This is a genomic window from uncultured Lentibacter sp. (assembly GCF_937123735.1).
Classification (GTDB): domain Bacteria; phylum Pseudomonadota; class Alphaproteobacteria; order Rhodobacterales; family Rhodobacteraceae; genus Lentibacter.
The window spans coordinates 46,132-71,408 of sequence record NZ_CAKZKL010000032.1; the positions used below are offsets into that span (position 1 = coordinate 46,132).

Annotated in this window: 26 protein-coding genes, 1 tRNA gene and 1 riboswitch; of the genes, 14 read left to right on the forward strand and 13 right to left on the reverse strand. The window is 62.9% G+C overall.

Annotation, left to right across the window (positions count from 1 at the left end; genetic code table 11):
• Positions 1 to 81 precede the first annotated feature (81 nt).
• Positions 82 to 558 carry a hypothetical protein gene (locus tag Q0478_RS10190; RefSeq protein ID WP_298678918.1) on the forward strand — a complete coding sequence of 159 codons (477 nt, stop codon included), beginning with the start codon at positions 82 to 84 and terminating at the stop codon, positions 556 to 558.
• Here the strand turns inward: Q0478_RS10190 and Q0478_RS10195 are convergent.
• Positions 555 to 857 carry a hypothetical protein gene (locus Q0478_RS10195; RefSeq protein WP_298678919.1) on the reverse strand — a complete coding sequence of 101 codons (303 nt, stop codon included), beginning with the start codon at positions 855 to 857 and terminating at the stop codon, positions 555 to 557. The two genes, Q0478_RS10190 and Q0478_RS10195, sit on opposite strands and share 4 nt — an antisense overlap.
• Before the next feature lie 99 nt (positions 858 to 956).
• Positions 957 to 1,190, reverse strand: a riboswitch (cobalamin riboswitch).
• 60 nt (positions 1,191 to 1,250) lie between these two features.
• A tRNA-Leu gene (locus Q0478_RS10200) sits at positions 1,251 to 1,337 on the reverse strand.
• Positions 1,338 to 1,404: 67 nt separating this feature from the next.
• Between Q0478_RS10200 and Q0478_RS10205 the strand changes: the two genes are divergently transcribed.
• Complete coding sequence (locus Q0478_RS10205; RefSeq protein ID WP_298678920.1) at positions 1,405 to 1,764, forward strand: VOC family protein; 360 nt, start codon at positions 1,405 to 1,407, stop codon at positions 1,762 to 1,764.
• Here Q0478_RS10205 and Q0478_RS10210 read toward each other — a convergent pair.
• Together Q0478_RS10210 and Q0478_RS10215 are read right to left on the reverse strand one after the other, a co-directional pair.
• Positions 1,761 to 2,324 carry a hypothetical protein gene (locus Q0478_RS10210; protein ID WP_298678921.1) on the reverse strand — a complete coding sequence of 188 codons (564 nt, stop codon included), beginning with the start codon at positions 2,322 to 2,324 and terminating at the stop codon, positions 1,761 to 1,763. The two genes, Q0478_RS10205 and Q0478_RS10210, sit on opposite strands and share 4 nt — an antisense overlap.
• 30 nt (positions 2,325 to 2,354) lie before the next feature.
• Positions 2,355 to 2,846 (reverse strand): Lrp/AsnC family transcriptional regulator, encoded by a 492-nt coding sequence (locus tag Q0478_RS10215; RefSeq protein WP_298678922.1) that lies wholly within the window; start codon positions 2,844 to 2,846, stop codon positions 2,355 to 2,357.
• A gap of 79 nt (positions 2,847 to 2,925) precedes the next feature.
• Between Q0478_RS10215 and putA the strand changes: the two genes are divergently transcribed.
• The 3 genes from putA (at position 2,926) to Q0478_RS10230 (ending at position 7,667) form a co-directional block, all read left to right on the forward strand.
• Entirely contained in the window at positions 2,926 to 6,360 is a 3,435-nt protein-coding gene (gene putA / locus Q0478_RS10220; RefSeq protein ID WP_298678923.1) for a bifunctional proline dehydrogenase/L-glutamate gamma-semialdehyde dehydrogenase PutA, read from the forward strand.
• 201 nt (positions 6,361 to 6,561) lie between these two features.
• Positions 6,562 to 7,302: a rhomboid family intramembrane serine protease gene (locus Q0478_RS10225; protein WP_298678925.1), complete on the forward strand. Its 741-nt coding sequence runs from the start codon at positions 6,562 to 6,564 to the stop codon at positions 7,300 to 7,302.
• Positions 7,299 to 7,667: a GFA family protein gene (locus Q0478_RS10230; protein WP_298678927.1), complete on the forward strand. Its 369-nt coding sequence runs from the start codon at positions 7,299 to 7,301 to the stop codon at positions 7,665 to 7,667. The genes Q0478_RS10225 and Q0478_RS10230 overlap by 4 nt, the downstream gene beginning before the upstream one ends.
• 3 nt (positions 7,668 to 7,670) lie before the next feature.
• Here the strand turns inward: Q0478_RS10230 and Q0478_RS10235 are convergent, their stop codons facing one another.
• The gene (locus Q0478_RS10235) at positions 7,671 to 8,462 is read right to left on the reverse strand and encodes an inositol monophosphatase family protein (RefSeq protein ID WP_298678929.1); all 792 of its coding nucleotides are present in this window, start codon (positions 8,460 to 8,462) and stop codon (positions 7,671 to 7,673) included.
• A gap of 67 nt (positions 8,463 to 8,529) precedes the next feature.
• Entirely contained in the window at positions 8,530 to 9,435 is a 906-nt protein-coding gene (locus tag Q0478_RS10240; protein WP_298678931.1) for a LysR family transcriptional regulator, read from the reverse strand.
• A gap of 96 nt (positions 9,436 to 9,531) precedes the next feature.
• On the opposite strand from Q0478_RS10240, the gene metF reads away from it, so the two are divergent.
• Complete coding sequence (gene metF, locus Q0478_RS10245) at positions 9,532 to 10,395, forward strand: methylenetetrahydrofolate reductase [NAD(P)H] (protein ID WP_298678933.1); 864 nt, start codon at positions 9,532 to 9,534, stop codon at positions 10,393 to 10,395.
• 59 nt (positions 10,396 to 10,454) lie between these two features.
• Positions 10,455 to 10,946, forward strand: coding sequence for a PaaI family thioesterase (locus Q0478_RS10250; protein WP_298678935.1), 492 nt, complete (start codon positions 10,455 to 10,457; stop codon positions 10,944 to 10,946).
• A gap of 141 nt (positions 10,947 to 11,087) precedes the next feature.
• Here Q0478_RS10250 and Q0478_RS10255 read toward each other — a convergent pair whose 3' ends face one another.
• On the reverse strand, positions 11,088 to 12,269 hold the full coding sequence (locus Q0478_RS10255; RefSeq protein WP_298678937.1) for a serine hydrolase: 1,182 nt from the start codon (positions 12,267 to 12,269) through the stop codon (positions 11,088 to 11,090).
• Between the two features lie 311 nt (positions 12,270 to 12,580).
• Between Q0478_RS10255 and Q0478_RS10260 the strand changes: the two genes are divergently transcribed.
• The 5 genes from Q0478_RS10260 (at position 12,581) to Q0478_RS10280 (ending at position 16,498) form a co-directional block, all read left to right on the forward strand.
• The gene (locus Q0478_RS10260; protein ID WP_298678939.1) at positions 12,581 to 13,081 is read left to right on the forward strand and encodes a YbjN domain-containing protein; all 501 of its coding nucleotides are present in this window, start codon (positions 12,581 to 12,583) and stop codon (positions 13,079 to 13,081) included.
• Between the two features lie 33 nt (positions 13,082 to 13,114).
• Positions 13,115 to 13,933, forward strand: a complete 819-nt coding sequence (gene proC / locus Q0478_RS10265) for a pyrroline-5-carboxylate reductase (RefSeq protein WP_298678941.1) — start codon at positions 13,115 to 13,117, stop codon at positions 13,931 to 13,933.
• A complete protein-coding gene (locus Q0478_RS10270) occupies positions 13,923 to 14,264 on the forward strand; it encodes a tRNA-binding protein (protein ID WP_298678943.1) in 342 nt (113 codons plus the stop codon). Before proC ends, Q0478_RS10270 begins: the two co-directional genes overlap by 11 nt.
• Positions 14,265 to 14,267: 3 nt before the next feature.
• Entirely contained in the window at positions 14,268 to 15,221 is a 954-nt protein-coding gene (locus tag Q0478_RS10275) for a D-glycerate dehydrogenase (RefSeq protein ID WP_298678945.1), read from the forward strand.
• A 149-nt stretch (positions 15,222 to 15,370) separates the two neighbouring features.
• Positions 15,371 to 16,498 (forward strand): beta-ketoacyl-ACP synthase III, encoded by a 1,128-nt coding sequence (locus tag Q0478_RS10280; protein ID WP_298678947.1) that lies wholly within the window; start codon positions 15,371 to 15,373, stop codon positions 16,496 to 16,498.
• Between the two features lie 266 nt (positions 16,499 to 16,764).
• On the opposite strand, the gene Q0478_RS10285 is transcribed toward Q0478_RS10280, so the two are convergent.
• Complete coding sequence (locus tag Q0478_RS10285; RefSeq protein WP_298678948.1) at positions 16,765 to 17,343, reverse strand: thymidine kinase; 579 nt, start codon at positions 17,341 to 17,343, stop codon at positions 16,765 to 16,767.
• Between the two features lie 321 nt (positions 17,344 to 17,664).
• Between Q0478_RS10285 and Q0478_RS10290 the strand changes: the two genes are divergently transcribed.
• Positions 17,665 to 18,123, forward strand: a complete 459-nt coding sequence (locus Q0478_RS10290) for a hypothetical protein (RefSeq protein WP_298678949.1) — start codon at positions 17,665 to 17,667, stop codon at positions 18,121 to 18,123.
• 23 nt (positions 18,124 to 18,146) lie between these two features.
• Here Q0478_RS10290 and Q0478_RS10295 read toward each other — a convergent pair whose 3' ends face one another.
• A complete protein-coding gene (locus tag Q0478_RS10295) occupies positions 18,147 to 19,019 on the reverse strand; it encodes a LysR family transcriptional regulator (RefSeq protein WP_298678950.1) in 873 nt (290 codons plus the stop codon).
• A gap of 90 nt (positions 19,020 to 19,109) precedes the next feature.
• Here Q0478_RS10295 and Q0478_RS10300 point away from each other — a divergent pair, with 90 nt between their 5' ends.
• Complete coding sequence (locus tag Q0478_RS10300; RefSeq protein ID WP_298678952.1) at positions 19,110 to 20,177, forward strand: sodium-dependent bicarbonate transport family permease; 1,068 nt, start codon at positions 19,110 to 19,112, stop codon at positions 20,175 to 20,177.
• Positions 20,178 to 20,180: 3 nt separating this feature from the next.
• Here Q0478_RS10300 and Q0478_RS10305 read toward each other — a convergent pair whose 3' ends face one another.
• The 4 genes from Q0478_RS10305 to Q0478_RS10320 all read right to left on the reverse strand — a co-directional run bounded on the left by Q0478_RS10305 (position 20,181) and on the right by Q0478_RS10320 (position 25,136).
• Complete coding sequence (locus Q0478_RS10305) at positions 20,181 to 20,687, reverse strand: flavin reductase family protein (RefSeq protein ID WP_298678954.1); 507 nt, start codon at positions 20,685 to 20,687, stop codon at positions 20,181 to 20,183.
• A gap of 248 nt (positions 20,688 to 20,935) precedes the next feature.
• Positions 20,936 to 23,182: a molybdopterin cofactor-binding domain-containing protein gene (locus Q0478_RS10310; RefSeq protein ID WP_298678956.1), complete on the reverse strand. Its 2,247-nt coding sequence runs from the start codon at positions 23,180 to 23,182 to the stop codon at positions 20,936 to 20,938.
• A gap of 3 nt (positions 23,183 to 23,185) precedes the next feature.
• Positions 23,186 to 23,644 (reverse strand): (2Fe-2S)-binding protein, encoded by a 459-nt coding sequence (locus Q0478_RS10315; RefSeq protein ID WP_298678958.1) that lies wholly within the window; start codon positions 23,642 to 23,644, stop codon positions 23,186 to 23,188.
• A 235-nt stretch (positions 23,645 to 23,879) separates the two neighbouring features.
• A complete protein-coding gene (locus Q0478_RS10320) occupies positions 23,880 to 25,136 on the reverse strand; it encodes an aminotransferase class V-fold PLP-dependent enzyme (RefSeq protein WP_298678959.1) in 1,257 nt (418 codons plus the stop codon).
• Positions 25,137 to 25,277: the final 141 nt, after the last annotated feature.

Below are 25,277 nucleotides of genomic sequence, written 5' to 3' on the forward strand. Positions count from 1 at the left end.
TCAGATCATGTTATCGGGTTAAGTTTAACGAGCCTGTTTTATTTTTTAAGTTATTCAGCGGTGCATCTTAGCATTTCTCCCTTGCAAAACAGCTTCAACCTTCAGGGGTTGTCTTTTGCGTCTTTGGTCTACCTGCCCCATGGCGTGCGGGTGCTGACAATCTGGCTCTACGGGTGGTGGGGCGCGCTTTACCTGCTGCCCGCCAGCCTGATCAGCGCCGTATTCTACTCCAAAGACTTTGAAATGGCCGCGCAGGCCACGGCCCTCAGCACCCTTGCTGTGATGGCGGCCTTCCTCGTGGCACAGCGAATGCGCCTTGGGGCCTTCTACAAGCCGGGCCAATCTGTTTTGTGGCACGATCTGTTGCTCGTCGGGGCGCTGGCGGCCGGTTTTAACGCGGTGTTTCTCAGCTTGTTGAGAACAGGCGAGGCCTTCCGGTTTGAAAGCGCGATCTTCGTGGGCGATATTCTGGGCTTCGTGGTGGTGAAGCTTTGCCTCTTGGCGTTTTTCAGGTGTCTGCGCAAGCGCGCAAACAAACCTGATTCTGACGCGCGCTAAAGGGCCCGGCGCCGCGAGCGCGCCCCGCCCCGCCGCCGCTTGACAGGCAACGCAAGGCTCAGGGGCCGCGGCGGCATCAGAAGCGCCTCTTCTATCAGCAGGCAAAATTGCGCCACGGCCGGGTCGGTTCCACGAAACCGCTCTGCCGCCGCCAAGGCGCACCGGGCCTGCGGTGCAAACCCCGCCTGCCCGTCAAGCCCGCCGAGCCATTGCATAAAGCCCATCCGCGCCAGCTCCTTTCGCCGTGCTTCACTGTCTGTTTGTGTCTGCAACATATGCAGCGTTCTTTCCAATAGCATAGCGCCCTCCGCGCAAGTGTATCGGGCAAAGCATCCGAAGACAGAGAGACAGCGCCGGCCACAGGCCCAGAGCAATCACCCGCTCCGAGGCACCCCGCCCGGTGGTTGACATAGGATGGCAGGTCTCCTGACTTGCGGGTTGTCACGCGTCTCCGACCTTCCCGAGCCGGCAGGCTCAGTGGTGTGTTCGGAGGGCGCTCGCCGCTTACAGTTGCGGGGGCAGTCGCGGATTTGGCCCTGTGCCGTGCTCAGCATATGCTTTGCGCAGGCGGCCGCACCGTGTTCCCATTTTCATCTGGCGTTGCGGCCAGAACCATCTTTGCCAGTTACGCAGCCCTGCGCGGCGCTGTCAATCACCGCAGGGGCGCTTGTGTTGTGTGTGACAGGAATTGCTGGTACCCGCGGCCGGACTCGAACCGGCACGGCCTATACGGCCTAGAGATTTTAAGTCTCCTGTGTCTACCATTCCACCACGCAGGCCAGCGCTGCTTGCCTAAACTGCGCCGCGCCTAAAAACAATCCGCTTCTTTGCCCAGAAAGTCAGAACATGACCGTGCTCAACCTTACTCCGGTGCTCAATGCGCCCTCTCTTCAAACCTTGCAGCAGTTTTATGCGGCGCTGTTCGGGCTCAGCCTCGCAGAGGACATGGGCTGGCACAGAAGATTGCAAGCCGGCCCACAGACCAGCAGAGCGGCGCAGCTGATGCTTGCAACGACCGGTGGCGAGGGCACGCCTGTTCCCGAATTGCGCATCGCGGTCGATGATGTGGACGCCTACGCCGAAAAAGCGCGCGCGCTTGGCCATGACATTCTGTATGGCCCCGAGACAGAGAGTTGGGGCGCGCGCCGTTTTATGCTGCTGGATCCGGCAGGAAATCTCTTGGAAGTGGTGGCGGGCGCGCCCTAAAGGTCGTCGCCCTTCGGCGTGGCTGTGCCTTTCATATTGGGGTCGGCCAGCATATGGCGCTCGGGCAGCCAGGGGTTGAGCCCCAGCGCCACCTCCAGATCGGCCCGCGCCTCGGCCAGACGGCCCAGCGCATAATAGCTCAGCGCGCGCCCCGTCAGCGCGCCGGTATGTGTGGGCGACAGCGCCAGCGCGCGGGTCAAATCGGCAATGGCCGGTTCATAATCCTGCCGGATGAAATTGACAAAGGCGCGCTGGTTATAGCCTTCGGCATAGTCGGGGCAATAGGCCACCAGCCGGTCAAACTCGGCCCGCGCCCCCAAAAGGTCAAAAGAGCCGCGCTTGCGCATCCCGCTGTCCAGAATAGCCTGCGCCGCCGCGTCGGGCGCATCGGTCCACAGCTCCCACATCTGGGTGTTGAGCGGAGCTGCGTGCATCTCGTTGGGCGCGGCGCGCACAGCCTCCACAAGCTCGGCCAGCGCGACCGAATGGTCCGGAGCCTCAGGGCAGCTTTCCGCGCGCAGCGGCGTGGCCAGCAGAAGATATAACAGCAAAGCTCGCATGGACCAATAATGGCACAAAATCCTTAAGGCTCAAATAACATCCGCGAGAGTTGTCTCTTTCACCGCCTGCATCGCCACATAGGTCGAGGTGGAGGAGACATGAGGCAATGTCGAGATTTGTTCTGCCATGACAATACGGTAGTCGTTCATATTCTGGGTGCGCACCTTGAGAAGGTAATCAAAATTCGCCGCCATAAGATGCACCTGCTCGATCTGCGGGATCTTGGCAACCGCCGCATTAAACGCCGCCAGCGCCTTCTCGCGCGTGTCCGAGAGGCGCACCTCGACAAAAGAGACATGGTCCAGCCCAAGGCGGATCGGATCAAACAGCGCCTTGTAGCCGGTGATGACGCCGCTCTGCTCTAGCCGCTTGAGCCGCGCCTGTGTGGGCGATTTGGACAGGCCAATGCGCTGCGCCAGCTCTGTCACGGGGATGCGCCCATCGCTGGCGAGCACGGAGAGAATCCTCCTGTCAAACCCGTCCAGCTCTATCTGACCGTGATTGAAGGTTTTATCAGTCATTTTTGCCCTCATATTTGCCCTGATCGGGATTATCGCCCGCAATTTGCCTGCTATATAGAACAAAATGGAGGAGCCTGCCATGCCCAAGACCCCACGTCGGACCAAAATCAGCGCCAATATGTATGCCGATGAAGCCGCCACGCTTGAGCGGTTGATCGCTGAGGCGGGCCTCTGCGCCGAAACCCGCAAGCGCATCAGCGCAGACGCCGCCACCCTCGTGCGCGGCATTCGCGAGAGCTCCGATCCGGGGATGATGGAGGTTTTCCTCGCTGAATATGGCCTCTCCACCGATGAGGGCATTGCGCTCATGTGCCTCGCCGAGGCGCTCTTGCGCGTGCCCGATGCCGAAACGATTGATGCGCTGATTGAAGACAAGATCGCCCCGTCAAACTGGGCCAGCCACCTCGGGGAAAGCACCTCGCCGCTGGTCAATGCTTCCACATGGGCGCTCATGCTCACCGGCAAGGTGCTGAACGAGCCAGCCCCCGGCATCATCGGCTCTTTGCGCGGCGCGGTGAAACGGCTGGGCGAGCCTGTCATCCGCACCGCCGTGGGCCGCGCCATGAAGGAAATGGGCCGCCAGTTTGTCTTGGGCGAGACGATTGTGGGCGCGATGGAACGCGCGGCCAAGATGGAAGCCAAAGGCTATACCTACAGCTACGACATGCTCGGTGAAGCCGCGCGCACCGAGGGCGACGCCAAGCGCTATCACCTCGCCTATTCCCGCGCCATCACGGCGATAGCGCAGGCCTGCACGCACAGCGATATCCGCGAAAATCCGGGTATCTCGGTGAAGCTCTCGGCGCTGCATCCGCGCTATGAAGAAGCCCAGCGCGCCCGCGTGATGGACGAGCTGGCCCCGCGCCTGCGCTCGCTCGCGCTTCTGGCCAAATCGGCGGGCATGGGCCTCAATGTCGATGCCGAAGAGGCCGACCGCCTCGCGATTTCCATGGATGTGATCGCAGAGGTGCTCTCCGAGCCAGCGTTGGCAGGCTGGGACGGCTTCGGCGTGGTCGTGCAGGCCTACGGGCAGCGCGCGGGCGATGCCATCGACTATCTCAACGCACTTGCCGAGAGGCTTGACCGCCGCATCATGGTGCGCCTCGTCAAAGGCGCTTACTGGGACACAGAAGTGAAGCGCGCACAGGTCGAAGGCGTCGAAGGCTTCCCCGTCTTCACAGCCAAGCCTGCCACCGATGTAAGCTACATCGCCAACGCGAAGAAGCTTCTGGGCATGACGGCGCGCATCTACCCGCAGTTTGCCACCCACAATGCCCACACGGTCGCCGCCGTGCTCGACATGGCCGCCGAGATGGGCGTGAGCAAGGATGCCTACGAGTTCCAGCGCCTGCATGGCATGGGCGAGGCGCTGCATGACATCGTGTTGAAGGAGCGCGCAACCCATTGCCGCATCTATGCTCCCGTGGGCGCGCACCGCGACCTGCTCGCCTATCTCGTGCGCCGCCTGCTGGAGAACGGCGCGAACAGCTCGTTTGTGAACCAGATCGTCGATGAAGAGGTGCCCGCCGAAGAGGTCGCTGCCTGCCCGTTTGAGGCGCTGGCCAAGGCACAGCCCAATATCACCCGCGCCCCCGATTTGTTTGCCCCTGAGCGGGCCAACTCCAAGGGCTTTGACATCACCCACGCGCCAACGCTCGCGCGCATTAAAAAGGCGCGCGAGCCCTTCGCGGCCCACGTCTGGGAGGCCGCGCCGCTCCTTGCGGGCAAAGCCAAGCCGACCAAACCCCACACGGTGCGCAACCCTGCCAACCCTGCTGATACGGTCGGAAAGGTGGCCTTTGCCTCGGCGGCAGATGTGGAGACAGCGCTCAAAGCCGCAGCGCCTTGGGCAGCCACGCCGCAAGAGCGCGCCAAGGTGCTCAACAAGGCCGCAGACCTCTATGAGAAGCACTTCGGCGAGCTTTTCGCGCTGCTGGCCCGCGAGGCTGGCAAGATCATGCTTGATCAGGTGGGCGAGCTGCGCGAGGCCGTGGATTTCCTGCGCTACTACGCCGCCAACGCGCCGCAAGACGCCCCTGTCGGAACCTTCACCTGCATCAGCCCGTGGAACTTCCCGCTGGCGATCTTCACAGGGCAAGTCAGCGCCGCCCTCGCCGCAGGCAACGCCGTGCTGGCCAAACCCGCCGAGCAGACCTCGCTCATCGCCTATCGCGCGGTGCAGCTTCTGCACGCGGCGGGCGTGCCTGCGCGCGCGCTCCAGCTTCTGCCCGGCGCAGGTGATGTGGGCGCAGCGCTCACATCTGATGCGCGCATCGGCGGCGTCGCCTTCACAGGCAGCACCGAAACCGCGCTGCTCATTCGCAAATCCATGGCCGCACACCTCGCCCCCGGCGCGCCGCTGATTGCCGAGACAGGCGGTCTGAACGCCATGATCGTGGATTCAACCGCGCTGCCCGAACAGGCCGTGCAGGCAATTGTCGAAAGCGCTTTTCAGTCCGCTGGCCAGCGCTGCTCTGCGCTGCGGTGCCTTTATGTGCAGGACGACATCGCCGAAAGCCTCACCCATATGCTCATGGGTGCCATGGACGAACTTTCCATGGGTGCGCCTTGGCTTCTGAGCACCGATGTCGGCCCCGTCATCGACGAAGAGGCGCGCGCAGGGATTGCCGCGCATATCGAAACGGCGCGTGCCGAAGGCCGCCTGATGCACGAGCTGCGCACCCCGAACTCGGGCACATTCATCGCGCCAACGCTGATCCGGGTGAACAGCATTGCTGATATGGGCCGCGAAATCTTCGGACCCGTGCTGCACCTTGCCACCTTCAAATCCACCGAGATCGACAAGGTTGTCGATACGATCAATGCCACAGGCTACGGCCTCACTTTCGGGCTGCAAACCCGTATTGACGACCGCGTGCAGCACATCTGCGAGCGCATCCATGCGGGCAACATCTATGTGAACCGCAACCAGATCGGCGCCATCGTGGGCAGCCAGCCGTTTGGCGGCGAGGGGCTTTCGGGCACGGGGCCAAAGGCGGGCGGGCCAAACTATCTGCCGCGCTTTACGCAGCCTGCCGCACAAAGCGCCGCCGGCGCGTGGCAAAGCGAGATGCGCGCGGAGGCGATGCAATCTGCACTCAACGCCGCGCCTGCTGCAAAAGCCGCGCAGACCCTTGTGATGCCCGGCCCGACGGGGGAGTCCAACAAGCTCACTCTGGAGCCGCGCGCGCCCATGCTCTGCCTCGGGCCAGGTGACCCAACGGCTGACGCGCAAGCGGCGATGGTCACCGCCCTGGGCGGGCGGGCGGTGAAAGCCACCGGCAATCTGCCTGCCTCAGCGCTGGAAAGCCTCACGGGCTTTGCGGGCGTGTTGTTCTGGGGGGACGCCACTGAAGCGCGCACTTATGAGCAGGCGCTGGCCAAGCGCAGAGGGGCGATCCTGCCGCTGATCACCGGCGCACCCGATGTGGCGCGGGTGATGGGCGAGCGGCATGTCTGTGTGGACACAACCGCTTCCGGCGGCAACGCAGCGCTGCTGGCGGGGCAAGGCTAACAGGTTTCGAATTTTCGCTGCGCGAAAATCCGACCCGCCGGGGGCGCTTCGCTCCCCCGGATCTAAGCCGTTCGCGACGCGAACGCGAACCTCACAGAGCGCACTTGTTGCGCGGGGCAGACCCAAGGTATTTTTGACCAGAAGAAGGCGTAAAGGCAGTTTCCGCTTTTCGGCGGCGCGCTTTGCTTTTAGCCTTTGGGCATGTTTCCATTTCGTGACCACAACCCGAGCGGGCGCACGCCCTATGTGACTTATGCGCTGATCGCGGTGAATATCGCCGTGTTTCTGAGCTATTGGCATTTGTTTGCAGACCCGCGTGCCCTGGCTGTGTTTTACTCTGAGCACGCGCTCATTCCCGCCGCTGTGAGCGCGGGGCAAGGCTTTGAAGGACTCTTCAGCGCGATGTTTCTGCACGGCGGGCTGATGCATCTTGGCGGCAATATGCTGTTCTTGTGGATCTTTGGCGACAATATGGAAGACGAGATGGGGCACATCGGCTTTCTGGGCTTTTATCTCATGGCGGGGGTGCTGGCGGGGCTTGTGCATGTGGCCTTCGCGCCCGGCTCGGCTGTGCCCACGGTGGGTGCCTCGGGGGCGATTGCCGGGGTCATGGGGGGCTATTTGCTTTTGTTTCCCAAGGCGCGGGTGGATGTTCTGATCATCATTGTGGTGTTTTTCAGGGTCTTTACCATGCCTGCCTGGATCCTGTTGCTGGTTTGGTTTGCCTTGCAGTTCTTTGGCGGGCTCTCGGCCGATCCGAACACTGGCGGGGTGGCCTATTGGGCCCATGCGGGCGGGTTTGTTGCCGGGCTGGTGATGACTTGGCCGGTGTTTTTACGCTTGGGCGGGTCTGCGTTCTGGCGCAGGACCGGGTTTCATCCGCCCCACCCGGAAACGCGCTATGCCCCGTCCCGCATTCCAACCATCCGGAGACGCAAATGAGCCAGACGCACACACTCACCTGCCATTGTGGCGCTGTTGCGCTGGAGGTGCGCCTCAGCGATGGGCTTGCCACCGCGCGGCGCTGTGATTGTTCTTTCTGCCGCCGCCGCGGGGCTGTGGCCGTCAGCGCGCCGCTGGACGGCATCACGATTGTCAAAGGCGCGGACAACCTCGCGCTCTACCAATGGGGCACGATGACAGCGAAACATTATTTTTGCAAAACCTGTGGCATCTACACCCACCACCAGCGCCGCTCAAACCCGAATGAATACGGGGTGAACATGGGCGGGCTTGAGGGGGTAAACCCTGCCGAGCACGAGCCGATCCGCTGGGCTGACGGGGTCAACCACCCTGCGGACCGCTGACGCTCAGCTGTTGCGGATGAGCTTGCAGAGCGGCTCGAACATGGCTTCGTTGGCGCAGATGATCTCGCCGCTCTCAAGAATGCTGGCCTCAGGGTCAATCGCCTCGGCAAAGCCCCCGGCCTCGCGCACGATGAGCATACCGGCGGCCAAGTCCCACTCGCTCAACCCGCGCTCCCAAAAACCGTCAAACCGGCCGGCGGCGACATAGGCCAAATCAAGCGCTGCCGCGCCCCAGCGGCGCACGCCAGCACAGCCGGGCAAGACGCGTGCGAGGTCTTTGAGCGTGGCTGGCAGATCCCCATGGCCCGAAAACGGCAGGCCGGTGGCAAAGACGCATTCGTTCATGCTGCGCCGGCCGGACACACGCAGGCGGCGGGCGTGATCCTGCCATGCACCGGAGCCTTTTTCGGAATAAAACATCTCGTCTTTCACCGGATCATAGATCACCGCCGAGATCACCTCGCCCTTATGCTCCAGCGCGATGGACACGGCCCAATGGGGCATCCCGTGCAAGAAGTTGGTGGTGCCGTCCAGCGGATCCACGATCCAGCGGCGGGTCGGGTCCTGCCCGGCTTCTGCACCGCCCTCCTCGGCCACCCAGCCATAGCTGGGGCGCGCGCCCATCAACTCTTCCTTGAGGATGGCCTCGGCGCGCAAGTCGGCCTTGGTGACAAAATCGCCTGCGCCCTTCTTGGACACTTGCAGCGCCTCAACCTCGCGGAAATCCTTGATTAGGCTGCGGCCCGCTTTCCGGGCGGCTTTGATCATCACGTTCAGATTCGCGCTGCCTTGCATGGCTCAGGCTCCTTGAGGGGGTATCAAAGCGCGGCTATACGCCTTGCGTGCGCGGCGCGCAACCCATTCAGCCTCTTTGCAGGCGGATCGGGATCTCGCGGGCGAGCTTAAGAAAATGGGCCATGAAGGGCATCTGCGCATCTTCGCTGCGCACCGCCGCATAGAGCCGTTTTGTCACCCCCTGGGCGGTGAGCGGGCGCGTGATATAATCGCCCGAGCCGCGCACCTCGCGCAGAACCCAATCCGGCAGCACCGAAACGCCCCGCCCCGCCGCGACCAGCATGAGGATCACCGCCGTGAGCTCGACCTGGCGCACCGCCCGTGGCTCGACCTTGGCCGGCCCGAGCAGTTCGGAGAAAATATCAAGCCGCGCGCGCTCGACGGGATAGGTGATCAGGGTTTCGTTGCGAAAATCTTCGGCCTCCACATAGGGCTTTGCGGCCAGGCTGTGTTTGGCCGGGGCCACAAAGACAGGGGCGTAATCAAACAACGGGACAAAGCGAATGCCCTTCAGCTTTTCAGGATCAGAAGAGATCACCACATCCACCTCCTCGCGCATCAGCGCCGGCAGAGCCTCAAAGGCCAGGCCGGGGCGGATGTCCACATCGACCTCGGGCCAGGGGGCGCGAAACTGCTCCAGCACCGGAAAGAGCCACTCAAAACACGCATGACACTCGATGGCGATGTGCAACCGCCCTGCGCTGCCCTGCCTCAGCCCCATGAACTCGGCTTCCAGCGCGGCCATTTCCGGCAGGATCCTCTCGGCCACCCGCAACAGGCGCAAGCCCGCCGCTGACAGCTTCATCGGTTTGGTGCGGCGCACGAACAGCTCGACACCCGCCTGCTCCTCAATGCCCTTGATCTGGTGGGACAGCGCCGACTGGGTAATGTTGAGCCGCTCGGCGGCGCGGCCAATCCCGCCTTCCTCATGGATGGCCTTGATGCTGCGCAGATGGCGAAACTCAATGTGCATATGTGAACGCGCCTCATAATGAGAATGAAAGTTATGAATTTGTCTCACATTCATTTTGAAGGCACAAGAGAGCAACCGCCATGAAAGGCCTGTGCCATGACACCTGACGTCTCGTTTGAATTTTTTCCGCCCAAAACCCTTGAGGCCGCCTTCCGGCTGCATGAGGCCGTGCAATCGCTTGCGCCACTGGGGCCGCGCTTTGTCTCGGTGACATATGGCGCAGGCGGCACCACCCGTGCGCTCACCCGCGAGGCGGCCGAAACGCTGCACAAAACCGCCGGGCTGCGCGTGGCCGCCCACCTCACCTGTGTGGACGCAACCCGCGCGGAAACGCGCGACATCGTGCGCGGCTATGCCAAGGCCGGCATCCGCGACATTGTCGCGCTGCGCGGCGACCCCCCCAAGGGCGCGGCACGTTTTGCGCCACATCCCGAGGGCTTTGCCTCTTCGGTCGAGCTGATCGCCGCGCTCAAGGCCGAGGGCGATTTCAACATCCGCGTGGGCGCCTATCCGGAGCCACACCCCGAAGCGGCCTATGCGGGGGCCGATATCGACCACCTCAAGCGCAAGTTTGACGCGGGCGCCGATGAAGCCATCACCCAGTTTTTCTTCACGCCGGAGCCGTTCCTGCGCTTCCGCGATGCCTGCGCCAAGGCGGGGATCGACGGGAGGATCACCCCCGGCATCCTGCCGATCGAGAACTGGGCGAGTGCCAAGCGCTTTGCCAAGAGCTGCGGCGCGAGCGTGCCAGCCGAGCTGGACGACGCCTTCGCCAAAGCCGCGCGCGACGGGCGCGAAGACCTGCTCGCCACGGCGCAAGCCACGGAGCTCTGTGATATTCTGATGGACGAAGGGGTGACGCGCTTTCACTTTTACACGCTCAACCGCCCCGCCCTGACCCGGGATATCTGCATGGCGCTTGGCCTTGAGCCACGCGCTGGCTTGCGCAACGTGGCGTAAATATTGCCTCGCCCACGCAGGCGCTTTAGCTAAGAGACAAAGCGCACGCGGAGCCCCTCATGAGCCAGAAAAGATATATTGCCCAAACCCCGGATGAGCTTCCCGACCTTGCGGCCACCCTCTCCCGCTCGGGGCTTGAGTTCATGCAGGACGTGCGCGACGGCAAACTCGCCGGCCCGCCCATCGGCGCGTTGATGGGCTTCTGGCCGACACATGTGGAAGAGGGCAAAGTTGTTTTCACCGGCGCGCCGGAATTCAACACCACCAACCCCATGGGCACGGTCCACGGCGGCTGGTATGGCACGGTTCTGGACAGCTGCATGGCATGCGCGGTGATGACCTGCGTGCCCCGGGGCTCGGTTTATACGACGCTGGAATACAAGGTGAATATCTTGCGCGCGATTCCTCTGGGCACCGAGGTAGAGGCCATCGGCATCTGCCAACATGCCGGACGCTCCACCGGCATTGCCAATGGCGAGATCAGGGGTGTTGAGGATGGCAAGCTTTATGCCACCGGGTCCACCACCTGCATCATCATGAAGATGGGCTAGAGGGATTGCGCCGCGCTTCGCGCGTCGCCCCATGCGCGCGCAAGCGCGCGCCGGTCAGGGGGCTTTGCCCCCTGGTTTCAAAAGCCTGAGGGCTTTTGAAACCCACCCCCAGTATATTTGACGAAAGAAAAAAGGCTACATTCAGTCTGTCAGCGCGCCCTGCACCAGTGCCTTGAGCTCGGCGCGGTTGGGATAGCTTGAGGACGGGATAAGCTGGGTAAAATAGACCACGCTCAGTTGCGCGACCGGATCGGTCCAGAAGTAGGTGCTCGCCATGCCGCCCCAGCCGAAATCTCCGACAGAGCCGGGCACGCGCACGCGGGCCGGATCGAGCACCACCGCGCCGCCAAGGCCAAAGCCCATGCCCGTCATCGGCATCTCGGCAAAGCTCTCCGCCCCCATCGAGGCGATATCGCCCTTAAGGTGGTTGCGCGCCATAAAGCCAACCGTGCGCGGGCCAAGCAGGCGCACACCGCCCAGCGCCCCGCCTGAGCGGATCATCTCGCCAAAGCGCATGTAATCGTCCAATGTGGAGACAAGCCCGCCGCCGCCAGAATGCAGCGTAACCTTGCCCGCGGCAAAGCGGCTGTCTTGCCCGCTTTCAAACAGCGCCAGCGCGTCTTCTTCGCGTTTCTCATAACAATCGGCAAAGCGCGCCAGCTTGTCTGGCGGCACATCAAAGCCTGTGTCGACCATCCCCAGCGGCTCAAAGATTTCGCGCGCCAGCGCTTCGGCCAGCGTTTGCCCCGTGATCACCTCGATCACCCGCCCGATCACATCAATCCCCACCGAATACTCCCAGCGCGCGCCGGGCTGAAAACAGAGCGGCAGCCGGGCAAGTTCCTTGCACCAGTCTGCCAGCGCAACGCCTTGCAGGCCAAGCTCGGAGAATTTGGCCGCATAGGCCTGCGGCACCACACCCTCGTTGAAAGAATAGGTCATGCCGCTGGTATGGGTGAGCAGCTCGTGCAGCGTGGGCGTGCGGGCGGGGTCTGTGTCGTCCACGCTCATAGCCCCGGGGCGCAGGGCGCGCATCGCAGCAAACTCGGGGAGATATTGCGAGACGGGCGCGTCCAGCACAACCTGTCCGCGCTCCAGCAGCATCATGAAAAGCGTGCTCGTCACAAGCTTGGTCATCGAATAGATCCGCACAAGGGTGTCGCGCTCATAGGCCTGCCCGCGCGCCACGGAGGCGAGGCCATCGGCGGCAAAAAACGCCTCCTCACCGTGGCGATAGATCAAGAGGGACGCGCCCGTGTAGCGCCCCGCCGCACGGCAGCCCTGCATCCATGTTTCAATCCGCTCCAGCCGCGCTTTGTCCATCTGCTCACTCCTCTTTGCGCGCCAGCATAGGACGCAGGCACAGCGCTGCACAAGCGGCGCGCGAAAGGCGGCGCGCAAACCAGCCCTTGCGCCCCGCAACAGGGCACACCACCCCGCGCTGCGCCGATTTAGCGGGTTATACACGGCTCTCCACAACTTATTGTGGTTATCCACAACAATTAGCTTTACAGGCCTTTCGCCACCCGCTTACCATATTTGGTAGGACAAGGGGCTCAAACCCCATCCTATCGTGAAAACCAGGGCAGCGCGCAGGCAATCCGCTGGCCCCTGATGCAAAAAGAGGTGGCGACATGGCCCTGTCAGAACACTATCTTGACGACGAAATTCACCCTATCGACATTGTTGAAACCCTCGCCTCCCACAACGACTGGGACTTTGACCGCACCGCGGACAACCAGATTTCCATGGCCGTTGAAGGCCAGTGGCGGACCTATTCTGTCACACTGGCCTGGTCGGATTATGATCAAACCCTGCGCATGGTTTGCTCTTTTGAAATGGAGCCCCCCCAGGAGCGGCTGGATGCGCTCTATGGCGCGCTCAACGAAGTGAATGACCAATGCTGGAGCGGTGCCTTTTCCTACTGGGCCGAGCAAAAGCTCATGGTCTATAAATACGGGCTCCTGCTCGCCGGGGGCGCGCTGGCCTCACCGGAGCAGATCAACAGGCTGATCTCAAGCGCGGTTGTCAATGCCGAGCGCTACTATCCGGCGTTCCAGCTGGTCGTCTGGGGCGGGCGCACGCCCAAGGAGGCCATGCAAGTGGCCATTGCAGAGGCCTACGGCCACGCGTAACCTGACCCTCTGAAACAGATTTCGGGGGCAGATATGACCAATGACACTCTCGCAACACGCGGCCTTGTGCTGCTTGGCTGCGGCAAAATGGGCTCCGCCATGCTGGCGGGCTGGCTCGCCGACGGGCTGGCGCCCACATCGGTCTTTGTGCTCGATCCGCACCCCTCGGACTGGCTCAAAAGCACCGGGGTTAACATCAATGCCCCCCTGCCCAAAGCCCCGGCCATCGTGCTTGTCGCGGTCAAGCCGCAAATGATGGGGGCCGCGCTGCCCGAGCTTGCAGCCATGGGCGGCGGGCAAACGCTGTTCGTCTCGGTGGCCGCCGGCACGCCCCTGGCGCATTTTGAAGCCGTCTTGGGCGCAGACACGCCAATCATCCGCGCCATGCCAAACACCCCGGCTGCCATCGGGCAGGGCATCAGCGCCATCATCGGCAATGCCCGCGCCACAGAGCAGGACCTCGACATAGCCCAAAGCCTGCTGGAAGCCATCGGCGCCGTGGTGCGGCTGGACACTGAAAGCCAGATAGACGCGGTCACCGGCGTGTCAGGCTCCGGGCCAGCCTATGTGTTCCACCTGATCGAATGCCTCAGCGCCGCCGGCGAAGCCCAGGGCCTGCCCGCCGATATGGCCCTGCACCTGGCCAAAGCCACCGTTGCTGGCGCCGGTGCGCTGGCTCAACAGGCCCCGGAGAGCCCCGGCCAGCTGCGCAGCAATGTCACAAGCCCCAATGGCACCACCCAGGCCGGGCTGGATGTGCTCATGGACAGCACCCAGGGCCTTGCACCGCTCATCCGCCGCACCGTGGCCGCAGCCACCGCCCGCTCAAAGGAGCTCGCCCGTGACGCCTGAAACCGGTTTTGACAGCTTTCTCAAACTCGACATCCGCGTCGGCACGGTCCTGGAGGCCGCCCCCTACCCCGAGGCCCGCACCCCGGCGATAAAGCTGTTGATCGATTTCGGCGACGAGATCGGTGTCAAGAAATCTTCAGCCCAGATCACGGCCCATTACAGCCCCGAAGCGCTGCCGGGCACACAGGTGATTGCGGTGGTCAATTTCGCGCCGCGGCAAATCGGAAAATTCATGTCTGAAGTGCTGGTGCTGGGGCTGCATGATACAGAGGGCGGCGTGGTGTTGCTGCGCCCGGAAAAGCCGGTTCCCAATGGCGAAAGAATGAGCTGACATATGAAAAAGATCCTGATCTCGCGCCAGTTGACACAGGCTGTCATGGAGCGCGCCCGCGCCCAGTATGATGTAACCCTGCGTGAAAGCGACAGCCCGATGAGCGAGGCCGAAATGCGCTCCTCGCTGGTGCTCTATGACGGGATGATCCCCACGCTGGGCGACCTCTTCAGCGCCAAGATATTTGCCGAATTTGGCCGCCCCAAATGCCGGATTCTGGCCAACTTCGGGGTTGGTATCAACCATATTGATGTGCGCGCCGCACGCGATCACGGCATCACCGTCACCAATACGCCCGGCGCTGTCACCGATGCCACCGCCGATATTGCCCTCACGTTGCTGCTGATGTCCGCCCGCCGCGCAGGCGAGGGCGAACGGCTGGCGCGCTCGGGCGCATGGCCCGGCTGGGCCCCCACCCAGATGTTGGGCACCCATGTCACCGGCAAGACCATCGGCATCGTCGGTATGGGCCGAATCGGTCAGGCCATTGCGCGGCGCTGCCACTTCGGCTTTGGCATGGAGGTGTTGTTCTTCAACCGCTCCCCCAAAGAGCTGGACTTCCCCGCCCGCCAGTTGGGCAGCCTGCAAGAGCTGGCCGGAGCGGTTGATTTTCTAATCGCCGCCACACCAGGCGGGCCGGAAACAACCGGCCTGATCAACGCCACAACCTTTGCCGCCATGAAGCCAAGCGCGCATTTCATAAATATCTCCCGTGGGGATGTGGTCGATGAACCCGCCCTCATAGAGGCCCTCTCCAGCGGTGCCCTCGCGGGCGCGGGGCTGGATGTCTACGCAGAAGAGCCGCATATCCCCCAGGCCCTGCGCGCGCTCACGTCAGTCACCCTGCTGCCCCATCTGGGCACCGCAACAGAAGAGGTGCGCAGCGCCATGGGCATGATGACTCTGGACAACCTCGACGCATTCTTTGCCGGCCAAACACCCCCCAATGCGCTCTAGGCTGCGCCCCTGGGCGACGCCACCCGCCGTCGCGGCTTGCCGCCAAAGCCCGCCCGGGCAGTTAACCCTAAGTCAGCCGCAGGCCCCCCCTATGCCTGAGCCGCGCAAACCGCTAGACTGGGGCACCAGCTCCAGCGCAAAGGCATCTCATGTTTCAGCCCGTCATCACCGCCACCGGGGTCTTCACCCCCAGCGAAACAATCACCAACGCCGAGCTGGTCACCGCCTACAATGCTTACGCCGCGCGCTACAATGAAGACAACGCCGAAGCGATCCGCGCCGGCGCGCTGGAGGCCAAACCCCCCTCGTCAGAAGAGTTCATCTTCAAGGCCTCCGGCATCGAGCAACGCCATGTCATGGACAAATCGGGCCTGCTCGACCCCGCCATCATGCACCCGCTGCTGCGCGCGCGCAGCGATGAGGAGCCGGGTATCATGGCCGAAATGGCGCTGGATGCCTGCCAGAAAGCGCTCAAGGCCGCAGGCGTCAAAGCCAGTGAGATTGATCTGGTGATCTGCGCCGCCTCAAACCACGAACGCGCCTACCCGGCGATCGCCGTGGAAATCCAGAAGCTGCTGGGCGCGGGCGGTTTTGGGTTTGACATGAACGTCGCCTGCTCATCCGCCACCTTCGGCATCCAGGCCGCCGCCGATATGATCCGCGCCGGCTCCGCGCGCAAGGCGCTGGTGGTCAACCCGGAAATCTGCTCGGGCCACCTCGAATGGCGCGACCGCGATTGCCACTTTATCTTCGGCGATGTCTGTACAGCCACTTTGATCGAGCGGGCGCAAGAGACGCAAAATCCGCTCTTTTCAATCCGCTCCACCCGCTGCGCCACCGAGTTCTCCAACAACATCCGCAACAACAACGGCTTTCTGCGCCGCACCCGCACATCAGGTCAGGATCTCAAAGACCGCCGCGACATGCAGTTCATGCAAGAAGGCCGCAAGGTCTTCAAAGAGGTGGTGCCCATGGTCGCCACCCATATCCTCGCCCATCTTGAGGCCGAAGGCATCGCCCCACAGGCCCTCAAACGCATGTGGCTGCACCAGGCAAATAAAGCCATGAATGATTTCGTCGGCCGCAAGGTGCTTGGCCGCACCCCCGCGCCCGAAGAACAACCCAACATCCTGCAAGACTATGCCAATACCTCGTCGGCAGGCTCCATCATCGCGTTCTCGCAACACCAGTCCGGCCTCGCTGCGGGCGATATCGGCGTGATCTGCTCCTTTGGCGCAGGCTACTCCGTCGGCTCCGTCATCGTGGAGCGGCTCTAGGCCCAAGCCTTGAGGGCCATAAACCGCCCCGCGCTTCTTTTGGTCAAAAATACCTTGAGGGGGAGGAGACAAAAGCCCCGCTTTTGACTCCGGGGGAGCAAAGCTCCCCCTGCGCGGATTGCGCGCAAGCACAATGGCAAGGCCGGGTGCAGAGCGCTGTGCTTTTTTCCCAATCCTCGGAGTCTGTCAGGGGCGCGCTCCTCTCAGCCCCATCTCACAGGCCGGTCTGTCAGGCCAGTCTCACAGGCCGGTCTCACAGCCCTGTCTCAGAGGCCGGTTTCCGCCCGCCAGTGGCGGCGGCACAGGCTCACATAGGTCTCATTGCCCCCCACCAGGATCTGTGCGCCCTCGGTCAGCGGCTTGCCATCCGCGCCCTTGCGCACCACCATGGTCGCCTTGCGCCCACAGTGGCAAATCGTGCGCACCTCGCGCAATTCATCCGCCCAGGCCAGAAGGGCCGCCGAGCCCGCAAAAAGCTCGGCCCGAAAATCCACCCGCAGCCCGTAACACATCACAGGCACGTCAAGTTCATCCACCGCCCGCGCCAGCTGCCAGACCTGCGCCTTTTCCATGAAATGCGCCTCATCCACAAAAACACAGGCCACAGGCCCCTGCTCAAGGCGCGCGGCGATCTTCTCAAACAGGTTGTCTGCGCCCGAAAAGACATCCGCCTGCGCAGCAATCCCGATCCGGCTGGCAATCCGCCCCTGCCCGGCCCGGTCATCCAGCGCCGCCACCATGAGATAGGGCTCCATTCCGCGCTCGCGATAATTGTAAGCCGCCTGCAACAGCACAGCCGATTTTCCGGCGTTCATCGTGGAGTAATTGAAATAAAGCTTGGCCATGGCCCGTTTTACCCCCTGCCACCGGCGTTTCAACGCCAAAATGCGCATCGACACCGCCGAAAGGGACGCCGCACAACCCGCCATCCAAGACAGCCTCTGGGGAGGGCCACTTTGCGGGCTGTGCGGCCCCGAGCGGTCTTTGACACCAGAACCGCCCGTCAGCCCCGCAGCGCCCGCAGACAAAGGCTCAGTTCACAGCCCAGCCCGCAGGCCAGCGGCGCAATTGTGCCATGACATTTGCGCCTAAAGCAGGTAATGGGAAAAGCATCACCCGTTTCCCCACCCCGCAAAGCGGCGGCAATTTCAAGAGTATAGCAAGACATGGCAGGCATTGGCAGTTATCTGAAGAAACATACCGAATCTCTGGTAAAGGATGTCGGCATCGAGCCCGCCTGCAAGCTCACCGGAAAGTCAAAGGCCACGCTGGGGCGCTATTATTCAGACAACGACGAGCACAGCGACCGCTTCATGCCCATTGATGCCGTGGCCGCGCTTGAGGAAGCCGCAAGCTTCCCCCATGTCACCGCCGCCCTGGCCGATCTCAAAAGCATCACCCTCTCCTATGACGACCGGCGCAAGAACCAGCCCGAAAAGGGCGGCATCAACGCCGATGTCATTGCCCTCAGCCAGCGCTTTGCCATGCTGATGGCCGAATACCAGCAAAGCATCGAAGACGGGGTGATCACCGTCAACGAAGCCAAGCGCCTGCTCAAGGAAACCGTTCTGCTGCAACAGGTGTTGATCGACATGAAACTGCACCTCGAAGACGAATCCGGCTGACACCGGCAGCTTACCTCGGCAGTTTAACCCGCCTGCGCCCCAAGCAGCCCCGCCAACGCAGGGTGGCCAAAGCGGCGCGGCGCGCTCACCGCATAGAAGACCTCGACAATCCCCAGATCGTAAGGCGCGGTCTGCACCGTCCCTGCTGCAATCTCGTCAGCCAGCACAACACTCGGCGCGATCGACACCCCAGCGCCTTCGCGCGTCAAGAGCCGCACCATCGCCATATCATCCACCCGCGCCGCAATCCTCGGCTGCACCCCGAGGCGCGCACAGAGGCTCTGAAAACCGGCGCTGATATTCTGTTCCGTGGGCAAGATAACCGCCTCGGCCTGCAAAAGCTTCGCAAGGCTGCCGTGAGCAAGCCGCTCGGGCCGGCCATGCAGCGCCACCGGCTGTTCGGCAATCCGCTGCGCCGCAATCGGCATTTGCCCCGCACGGTCCGGCACTTCGGTGGTCAGAATCACATCCAGCTCCAGCGCGTCCAGCGCCGCCAGAAGGCCACGCATATTGCCTGACCTCAGATCAATCTCGTAACGCCCTTCCGCCAGCAAGGGGCGCAAGAACTGCAACTGGAAGTTGCGCGACAAGGTCGAGAGCGCGCCCACCCGCAAGGGCGGGCTGGCACTTGAGCTTTGCGCCAGCGCCGCCTGCAGCTCCTCCCCCGCGCCAAATATCCGCTCCGCATGGTCCAGAGCGATCCGCCCCGCCTCGCTCAAGACAAGCCCGCGCCCGACCCGCTCAAACAGCGCATGGCCCAGGCGCGCCTCCAACTGCCTGATTTGTATGGACAATGCCGACTGCGAAACATTCAACCGCGCCGCTGCGCGGCCCAGATTGCCCTCTTGGGCAACCTCCTTGAAGTAGCGCAAATGATGATAATTCAACCGGTCCATTGTTAATATTTATATATGAGTTTCTGCTCAAAGATATATTTTTCTTTACTTGTGTGCAGGGCTATCCAAAGCAAAACAAAGGATCACGCCATGGAAACAGCCCTCGCCCTGCTGGCAACATTCGCCGAACAGCTGCAAAAGCCCACCCTGTCCTTTCTCATCGGTGGCATGTTGCTCGCAGCACTTGGCAGCCGCTTTGAAATTCCCGAGCCGGTCTACAAGTTCATCGTGATTCTGCTGCTGCTCAAGGTCGGGCTTGGCGCGGGCATGTCCCTGCGCGAGGCTGATCTTGTGGAGCTGCTTGTTCCCGCCCTCGGCGCCGCCGCCATCGGCATCGGCATCGTGCTTCTCGGCACGCTCACCTTGGCCAAATGGCGCGGCGTCTGCGAGGTCGATGCCCTCGCCACAGCGGGTCTCTTCGGGGCGGTCTCGGCCTCTACGCTGGCCGCCAGCATGGCCATGCTCGATGACAGCGGCATCTCCTACGAGGGCTTTATCGGCGCGCTCTACCCCTTCATGGACATTGCCGCGCTCATCACAGCGATTGTGCTGGCCAAGCTCTCTCTCGCGCGCCGCGCCGCAGCAGCCTCTGCCAGCGGCGGCACGGTCACACTGGGCAGCGGCCCCAACAGCGGCTCAGCCTCCCAAAGCCCCGCTGAGGGCCTCGTCAAATCCATCATGGTCGATACCTTCCGCAGCCCCGCCATCTCGGCGCTGCTCGTCGGCCTCGCCATCGGCCTCTTCGCAACGCCCGACACGGTCTATCACAGCTTCTATGAGCCGCTCTTCCGGGGCCTTCTGTCGATCCTGATGCTGATCATGGGCATGGAAGCCTGGTCACGCCTCTGCGAGCTGCGCAAAGTCGCCCACGCCTATATCCTCTATGGCCTCACAGCGCCCATCATTCACGGGCTCATCGGCTTCGCCGTCGGCCTCGCGGCGCATGAGCTCACAGGCTTCTCCGCAGGTGGTGTTGTGCTCTTGTCGGTCATGGCGGCCTCAAGCTCCGATATCTCCGGCCCGCCCACGATGCGCGCAGCGCTGCCAGAGGCCAACACCTCCGCCTATGTCGGAACCTCCACCGGCCTCGGCACCCCCGTCGACATCCTGAGCATCCCGCTCTTCATAGCACTGGCCGAGGCCCTGATCGGGGGCTGAGCTTTAGGCCACAGTCCCATAGCCGCGGCGGGTGTGCAGCAAAGCTGTCTCATCCGCCGCGCCCAGAACAACCTCTTGCACCGCTCCGAACAAAACATGATGCGTGCCCACAAGACTCTGCTCGCTCAAACGGCACTCATAGCTCGCCAGCGCATCATCAAGCCGCATCAGCCCGCTCGCCGCGCGCACCCAGCTTCCCTCTGCAAAGCGGTCTTCCCCCTGCCCGCGCCGCCCCGCAAAGCGCTCTGAAAGCGCTTCATGGTCAGGCCCAAGCAGGTTCACACAAAACACGCCGTTGGCGCGGATAAGCTGGGCCGTGCTGCTCTCGTGGTTGAGACAAATCAGAAGACGCGGCTCACTCACATCCGCCGAGACGCTCGAAAAGGCGGTCACCGTCACACCGCCCCGCCCCGCAGGACCATCGGTGGTGACAATATAAATAGAATTCGCCGCCCGGCTCATGGCTTCTAAAAACCGGCCGCGCACTGTGTCTGTCGCCGCTGCGCTCATCGTTTTGTTCCTGCCTGCCTAATCCCTGCTGCACCCGCTCTGCCATGCGCCACCAAAGGTTGCAACCCAGAGTCCCCGATCTTGTGACAAAGCTCCGCCACCCCCTCAAAACCCGCCAAAACCCCTGCTTCTTCTGGTCAAAAATACCTTGAGGGGGAGGAGACAAAAGCCCCGCTTTTGACTCCGGGGGAGCAAAGCTCCCCCAATGGGTCGGATTGCGCTGCGCGCAATCCGACCCCTAAAAATCCCTAGCCCGCAAATTCTACAAACTTCGAAAACGGCATCTCCCTCAGCCGCACGCCCGTCGCCGCATGGATGGCCGCGGCCAAAGCCGGCGCCGCAGGCGGCACCGGCGGCTCGCCCACCCCGCGCACAGATGTGCCGTTCTCAAGCCCGCGCACCACAATCTCAGGGCACTGGCTCAGGCGCATCCCTTCAAAGCTGTCAAAGTTCTGCTGCTCGGCCACACCGTTTTCATAGGTGATCTCGCAGTTCATCGCGTGCCCCAGCCCAAAGACAACCCCGCCCTGCACCTGGTTCTCAAAGCTCACAGGGTCCAGCACACGGCCCACTTCAGCCGCCACATAAACCTTGTCAATCACAAGCCCCGCGTCGGTGTCGCGCACCTCAACCACCTCGGCGCAATGCACGCCAAAGGAGCGCGTCATGGCAACGCCGCGCCCGCGCCGCGCGCCCATGCGCGGCCCGTCCCAGCCCGACATCTCGCCCACCGCTTCCAGCACCTGTTTGGCCAACGGATCGCTCACCAGCCTGAGCCGCTCTTCCAGCGGGTCGGCGCCTGCGGCTTCAATCAGCTCCTCAAGCCCGAGGTTGTAGAAAAACCCGTTGGTGGAGGCCCCCACAGAGCGCCAGGAGCTCAGCGGTGCCAGCGGATCGGCGCGGTATCCCGTCACCCGGTGATGCGGAATTGCGAAAGGCTGCTCAAACGCCCCCGCCACAATCTGGCTGTCCGGCCCCGGCACGCTCAGCCCCTGCCGTCCCATCTGGCTCACCACAACCGAAGGCATGGCAATGCTCAAATCATAGGCCTCCACACGCCCGTCCTTCACCGTCCCGCGCATCTTCGCCATGGCAATCTGGCGGGTATAATCATGCGCCATATCCGTCTCGCGGCTATACGTGAGCTTCACCGGCACGCCGCGCATCTGCACCGCCACTTCCGCCGCTTGGCGCACCACATCATCTTCCAGACGGTGGCCAAAACTGCCCCCCATCATCAGCACATGCACCCGCACCTGCGCTGCCTCCACACCGGCAATCTTGGCCACATTGGCCTGCACAAACCGAGGGATCTGCGTGCCCGTCCAGACGTCCACACCGTCCTCGCCCACGCGCACACAGGCGCTCACAGGTTCCAGCGGCGCGTGCGCCAGATAGGGCGCGCGGTAATCTGCGGTGACAAGCGCGCCATCGACCATCGCCGCGTCCACATCGCCATAATCGCGCACGCGGCTGTCCTGATGGCTCGGCACAAAGGCCGCCTCGAGCGCCGCCCAGTGATCCTCCATGCTGGCGGGCATCGCGCTTGCGCGCCACTCCGCCTCTACAGCCTCCGCCGCCTGAAAGGCCCGCCATGTGTTGTCCGCCACCACAGCCACACCGCCGCTCACCGCATAAGCCCCGCGCACCCCGCGCATGGCCAAGGCCGCGCTGGCGTCATAGCTTAACAGCCCACCGCCCTGCGCGGGCGCAAGCTTCACCGCCGCATGAGCCATGCCTTCGATCTCAAAGTCGATCCCATAGGCCTGCGTCCCGGTAGACTTCGCCAATATATCCAGCCGCTGCATCGGCTTGCCCAAATAGCGCCAGCCCTCAGGCGCGCGCAGCGCCACGTCCTGCACAGGCTTCATCTTCGCCACATCCGCCGCAAGCTCTTCATAGGTGAGCGCCGTGCCATCCGGCGCAATCACCCGGCCCGCCTCGGTCCTGAGCGCACTGGCCTCAACGCCCAGCCGCGCCGCTGCGGCCAGCTTCAGCGTCTCCCGCGCACTCGCCCCGGCGGCGCGCAGCTTTACAAAACCGTCCGGCACAGTGGTCGAGCCACCGGTGATCTGCAATCCCGCAAACTTCATCACCGAGCTGAGAACACCGGTCAGCGCATCGCGCACAAACCCCTCTTGCGGCGCGCTGAACTCTGCCACCTCAGGGGCCAAGGCGGTGTTCCAATAGGCCCGGTCCGGCGGGCCAGGGTCGATCTTGACCGCCTCCAGATCGACATCCAGTTCCTCGGCAATCAGCGCCGCCTGCACATGGTAAGCGCCCTGCCCCTTGTCCGCCCGCGGCGTGATCAGCGTCACACCCGTTGCATCAATCTTCACATAAGGCGTCAGCGCCGCTTCGCCGGCGCGCAAACCGCCCTCAAGCGGGTTGGCATAGGGCGTCTTGTAGCGCCAAACGCCAAAAGCCACACCGCCGGCAATCGCCGCCGAGCCGATGAGAAAAGAGCGCCGCGCAATCGTCTTGACCTTGCCCATACCTCAGCCCTCCGCCAGCGTCTTGGCCGCTGTCTTCACAGCCGCCCGTATCCGCGGATAGGTCCCGCAGCGGCAAAGGTTGCCGCGCATCGCTTCGTCAATCTCGCTGTCACTCGGCGCCGCCACCTCGGCCAAAAGCGCCGCCGCCTGCATCATCTGCCCGCTCTGGCAATAACCGCATTGCGCCACCTGATGCGTCACCCAAGCCGCCTGCACCGCGTGCAGAGCCTCAGGGCTGCCCAAACCGTTGATTGTCGTCACAGCCCCCCAGACATCTTCCGCCGCCACCTGGCAAGAGCGCACGGCTTCGCCGTCAATATGCACAGTGCACGCGCCACAGGCCGCAACCCCGCAGCCATATTTCACACCCTTGATCCCGATCTCGTCGCGCAACACCCAGAGCAAAGGCATCTCGCCTTCCACATCCAGATCATAAGTCTTGCCATCCACCGTCAGCTGCATACCCAGTCTCCCGCCCTTCGGCTCACTCTTTGCCCTACTACGCCAGATAAGCGCCCAAAGGTCAAAACACAGCCTCCCTGCCGTAGCGTCACAGCGGCCCGCCCTTTCTTATTGCCCTAAATATCCCACCTCAACCGTGCAACAGGTGCGCTCTATCGGTCATCGCCCTAGCTTCGCAAACAGCTTGGGGGCAGCGCCCCTCGCAACGGTCGGATTGGCGCAGCCAATTCGAAACCTAACCGGCAATCTCTTTCATCACCGCCAGAAATTCGCTCACATCCTGAACCGAATTATAATGACACATCGACACCCGCACACAGCCGGCAAGGCCGAGTGGTTCCAGAATATTGCCCGAATAGTGGTCCGCCTTGCGCAAATGCGTGCGCACCCCCGCCGCATTGAGCCGCGCAACCACCTCAGCCGAGTCCACGCCCTCTACCACCAGCGAAACAAGCCCCTCGCGCGCCGGGTTGTCTGGCCCGCCCAAAATGGTCACCCGCGCCATCTCGCGCAGGCCCGCGAGGTTGCCGACCCCGTCGATCATCGCATCACACAGTGCTTCCTCCTGCGCATGGATCGCCGCACCCGCCGCCACAATCCTCTCGCGCCGCTCGGCGGCACCCGAGACTTCGCCGCCCAGCCACTCCAGATAGGTGCACACATCCGAAAGCGTCGCATAAGCCCCCGTGTCCCGCGTGCCCATCTCCCAGTTGAGCGCAGGACCGCCATCAAGCGCATTATGCGCCACTACTTCCAGCTCGGGCGACATCCACGCCAGCCCAAAGCCATGGCGCGAGAACATCTTGTAAGGGCTGATCACATAGCCATCGACATTGTAAGCTGCCAGATCAATCGCACCATGCGCCGCATGTTGAATGCCATCCACGATGATCAGACAATCCGGGGCCACAGCGCGGATCGCGGCCGAAACCGCCGCCACATCGACCCCCATGCCGGTGACAGGCGAGGTATGCACCAGCGTCGCCACAACCGTGTCCTTGGTCACCGCGCCCGCATAGGCGCTGGCGTCAATCGTGCCGGTCGCGTCATCATGGGGCACAAGCACATGCGTCAGACCCGCCTCCCCGCTCCAGCGCGCCGCCGCCGAGCGGCTCGCCGGGTGCTCAAGCGTAGAGCTGAGAACCTGCCCGCCGCTCTTGCGCGCAAGACAGGCGTTCATGATCAAACGAAACAGAAGCTCCGTGCCGCTCTCGCCGACAAAAAACTGACCATTCTCAGCGTTCATCATCAAGGCCATATCCGCCTTGGCACGCTCGATAATCTCCACAAGCGCGCGGCTCGCCCCATTGGCGCGGCCCTGATTGTCCGGAATGGCGGCAAACTTCGCGCTCGTCTCCACCACAGAGTTCAGCGTCAACGCACCGCCAGCGTTTTCAAAAAACACCCGCCGCCCCTCAAACGGGCAGGCCTCCACATGCGCAAACCTTGCGCGCACCGCAGCCATAACCGTGTCTGAAAATCCGTTCTGCATGTCTCGCTCCTGTTGCTGCCCCCATCAAAAGCGCAAAGCTGCAAAAAAGAAAACCCCCCGCCATACCAGCGAGGGGCAATCCGTAGGGTGCGCATTCATTGCGCACCGTTCTAAAACAGCGTGCGCATTCATTGCGCACCT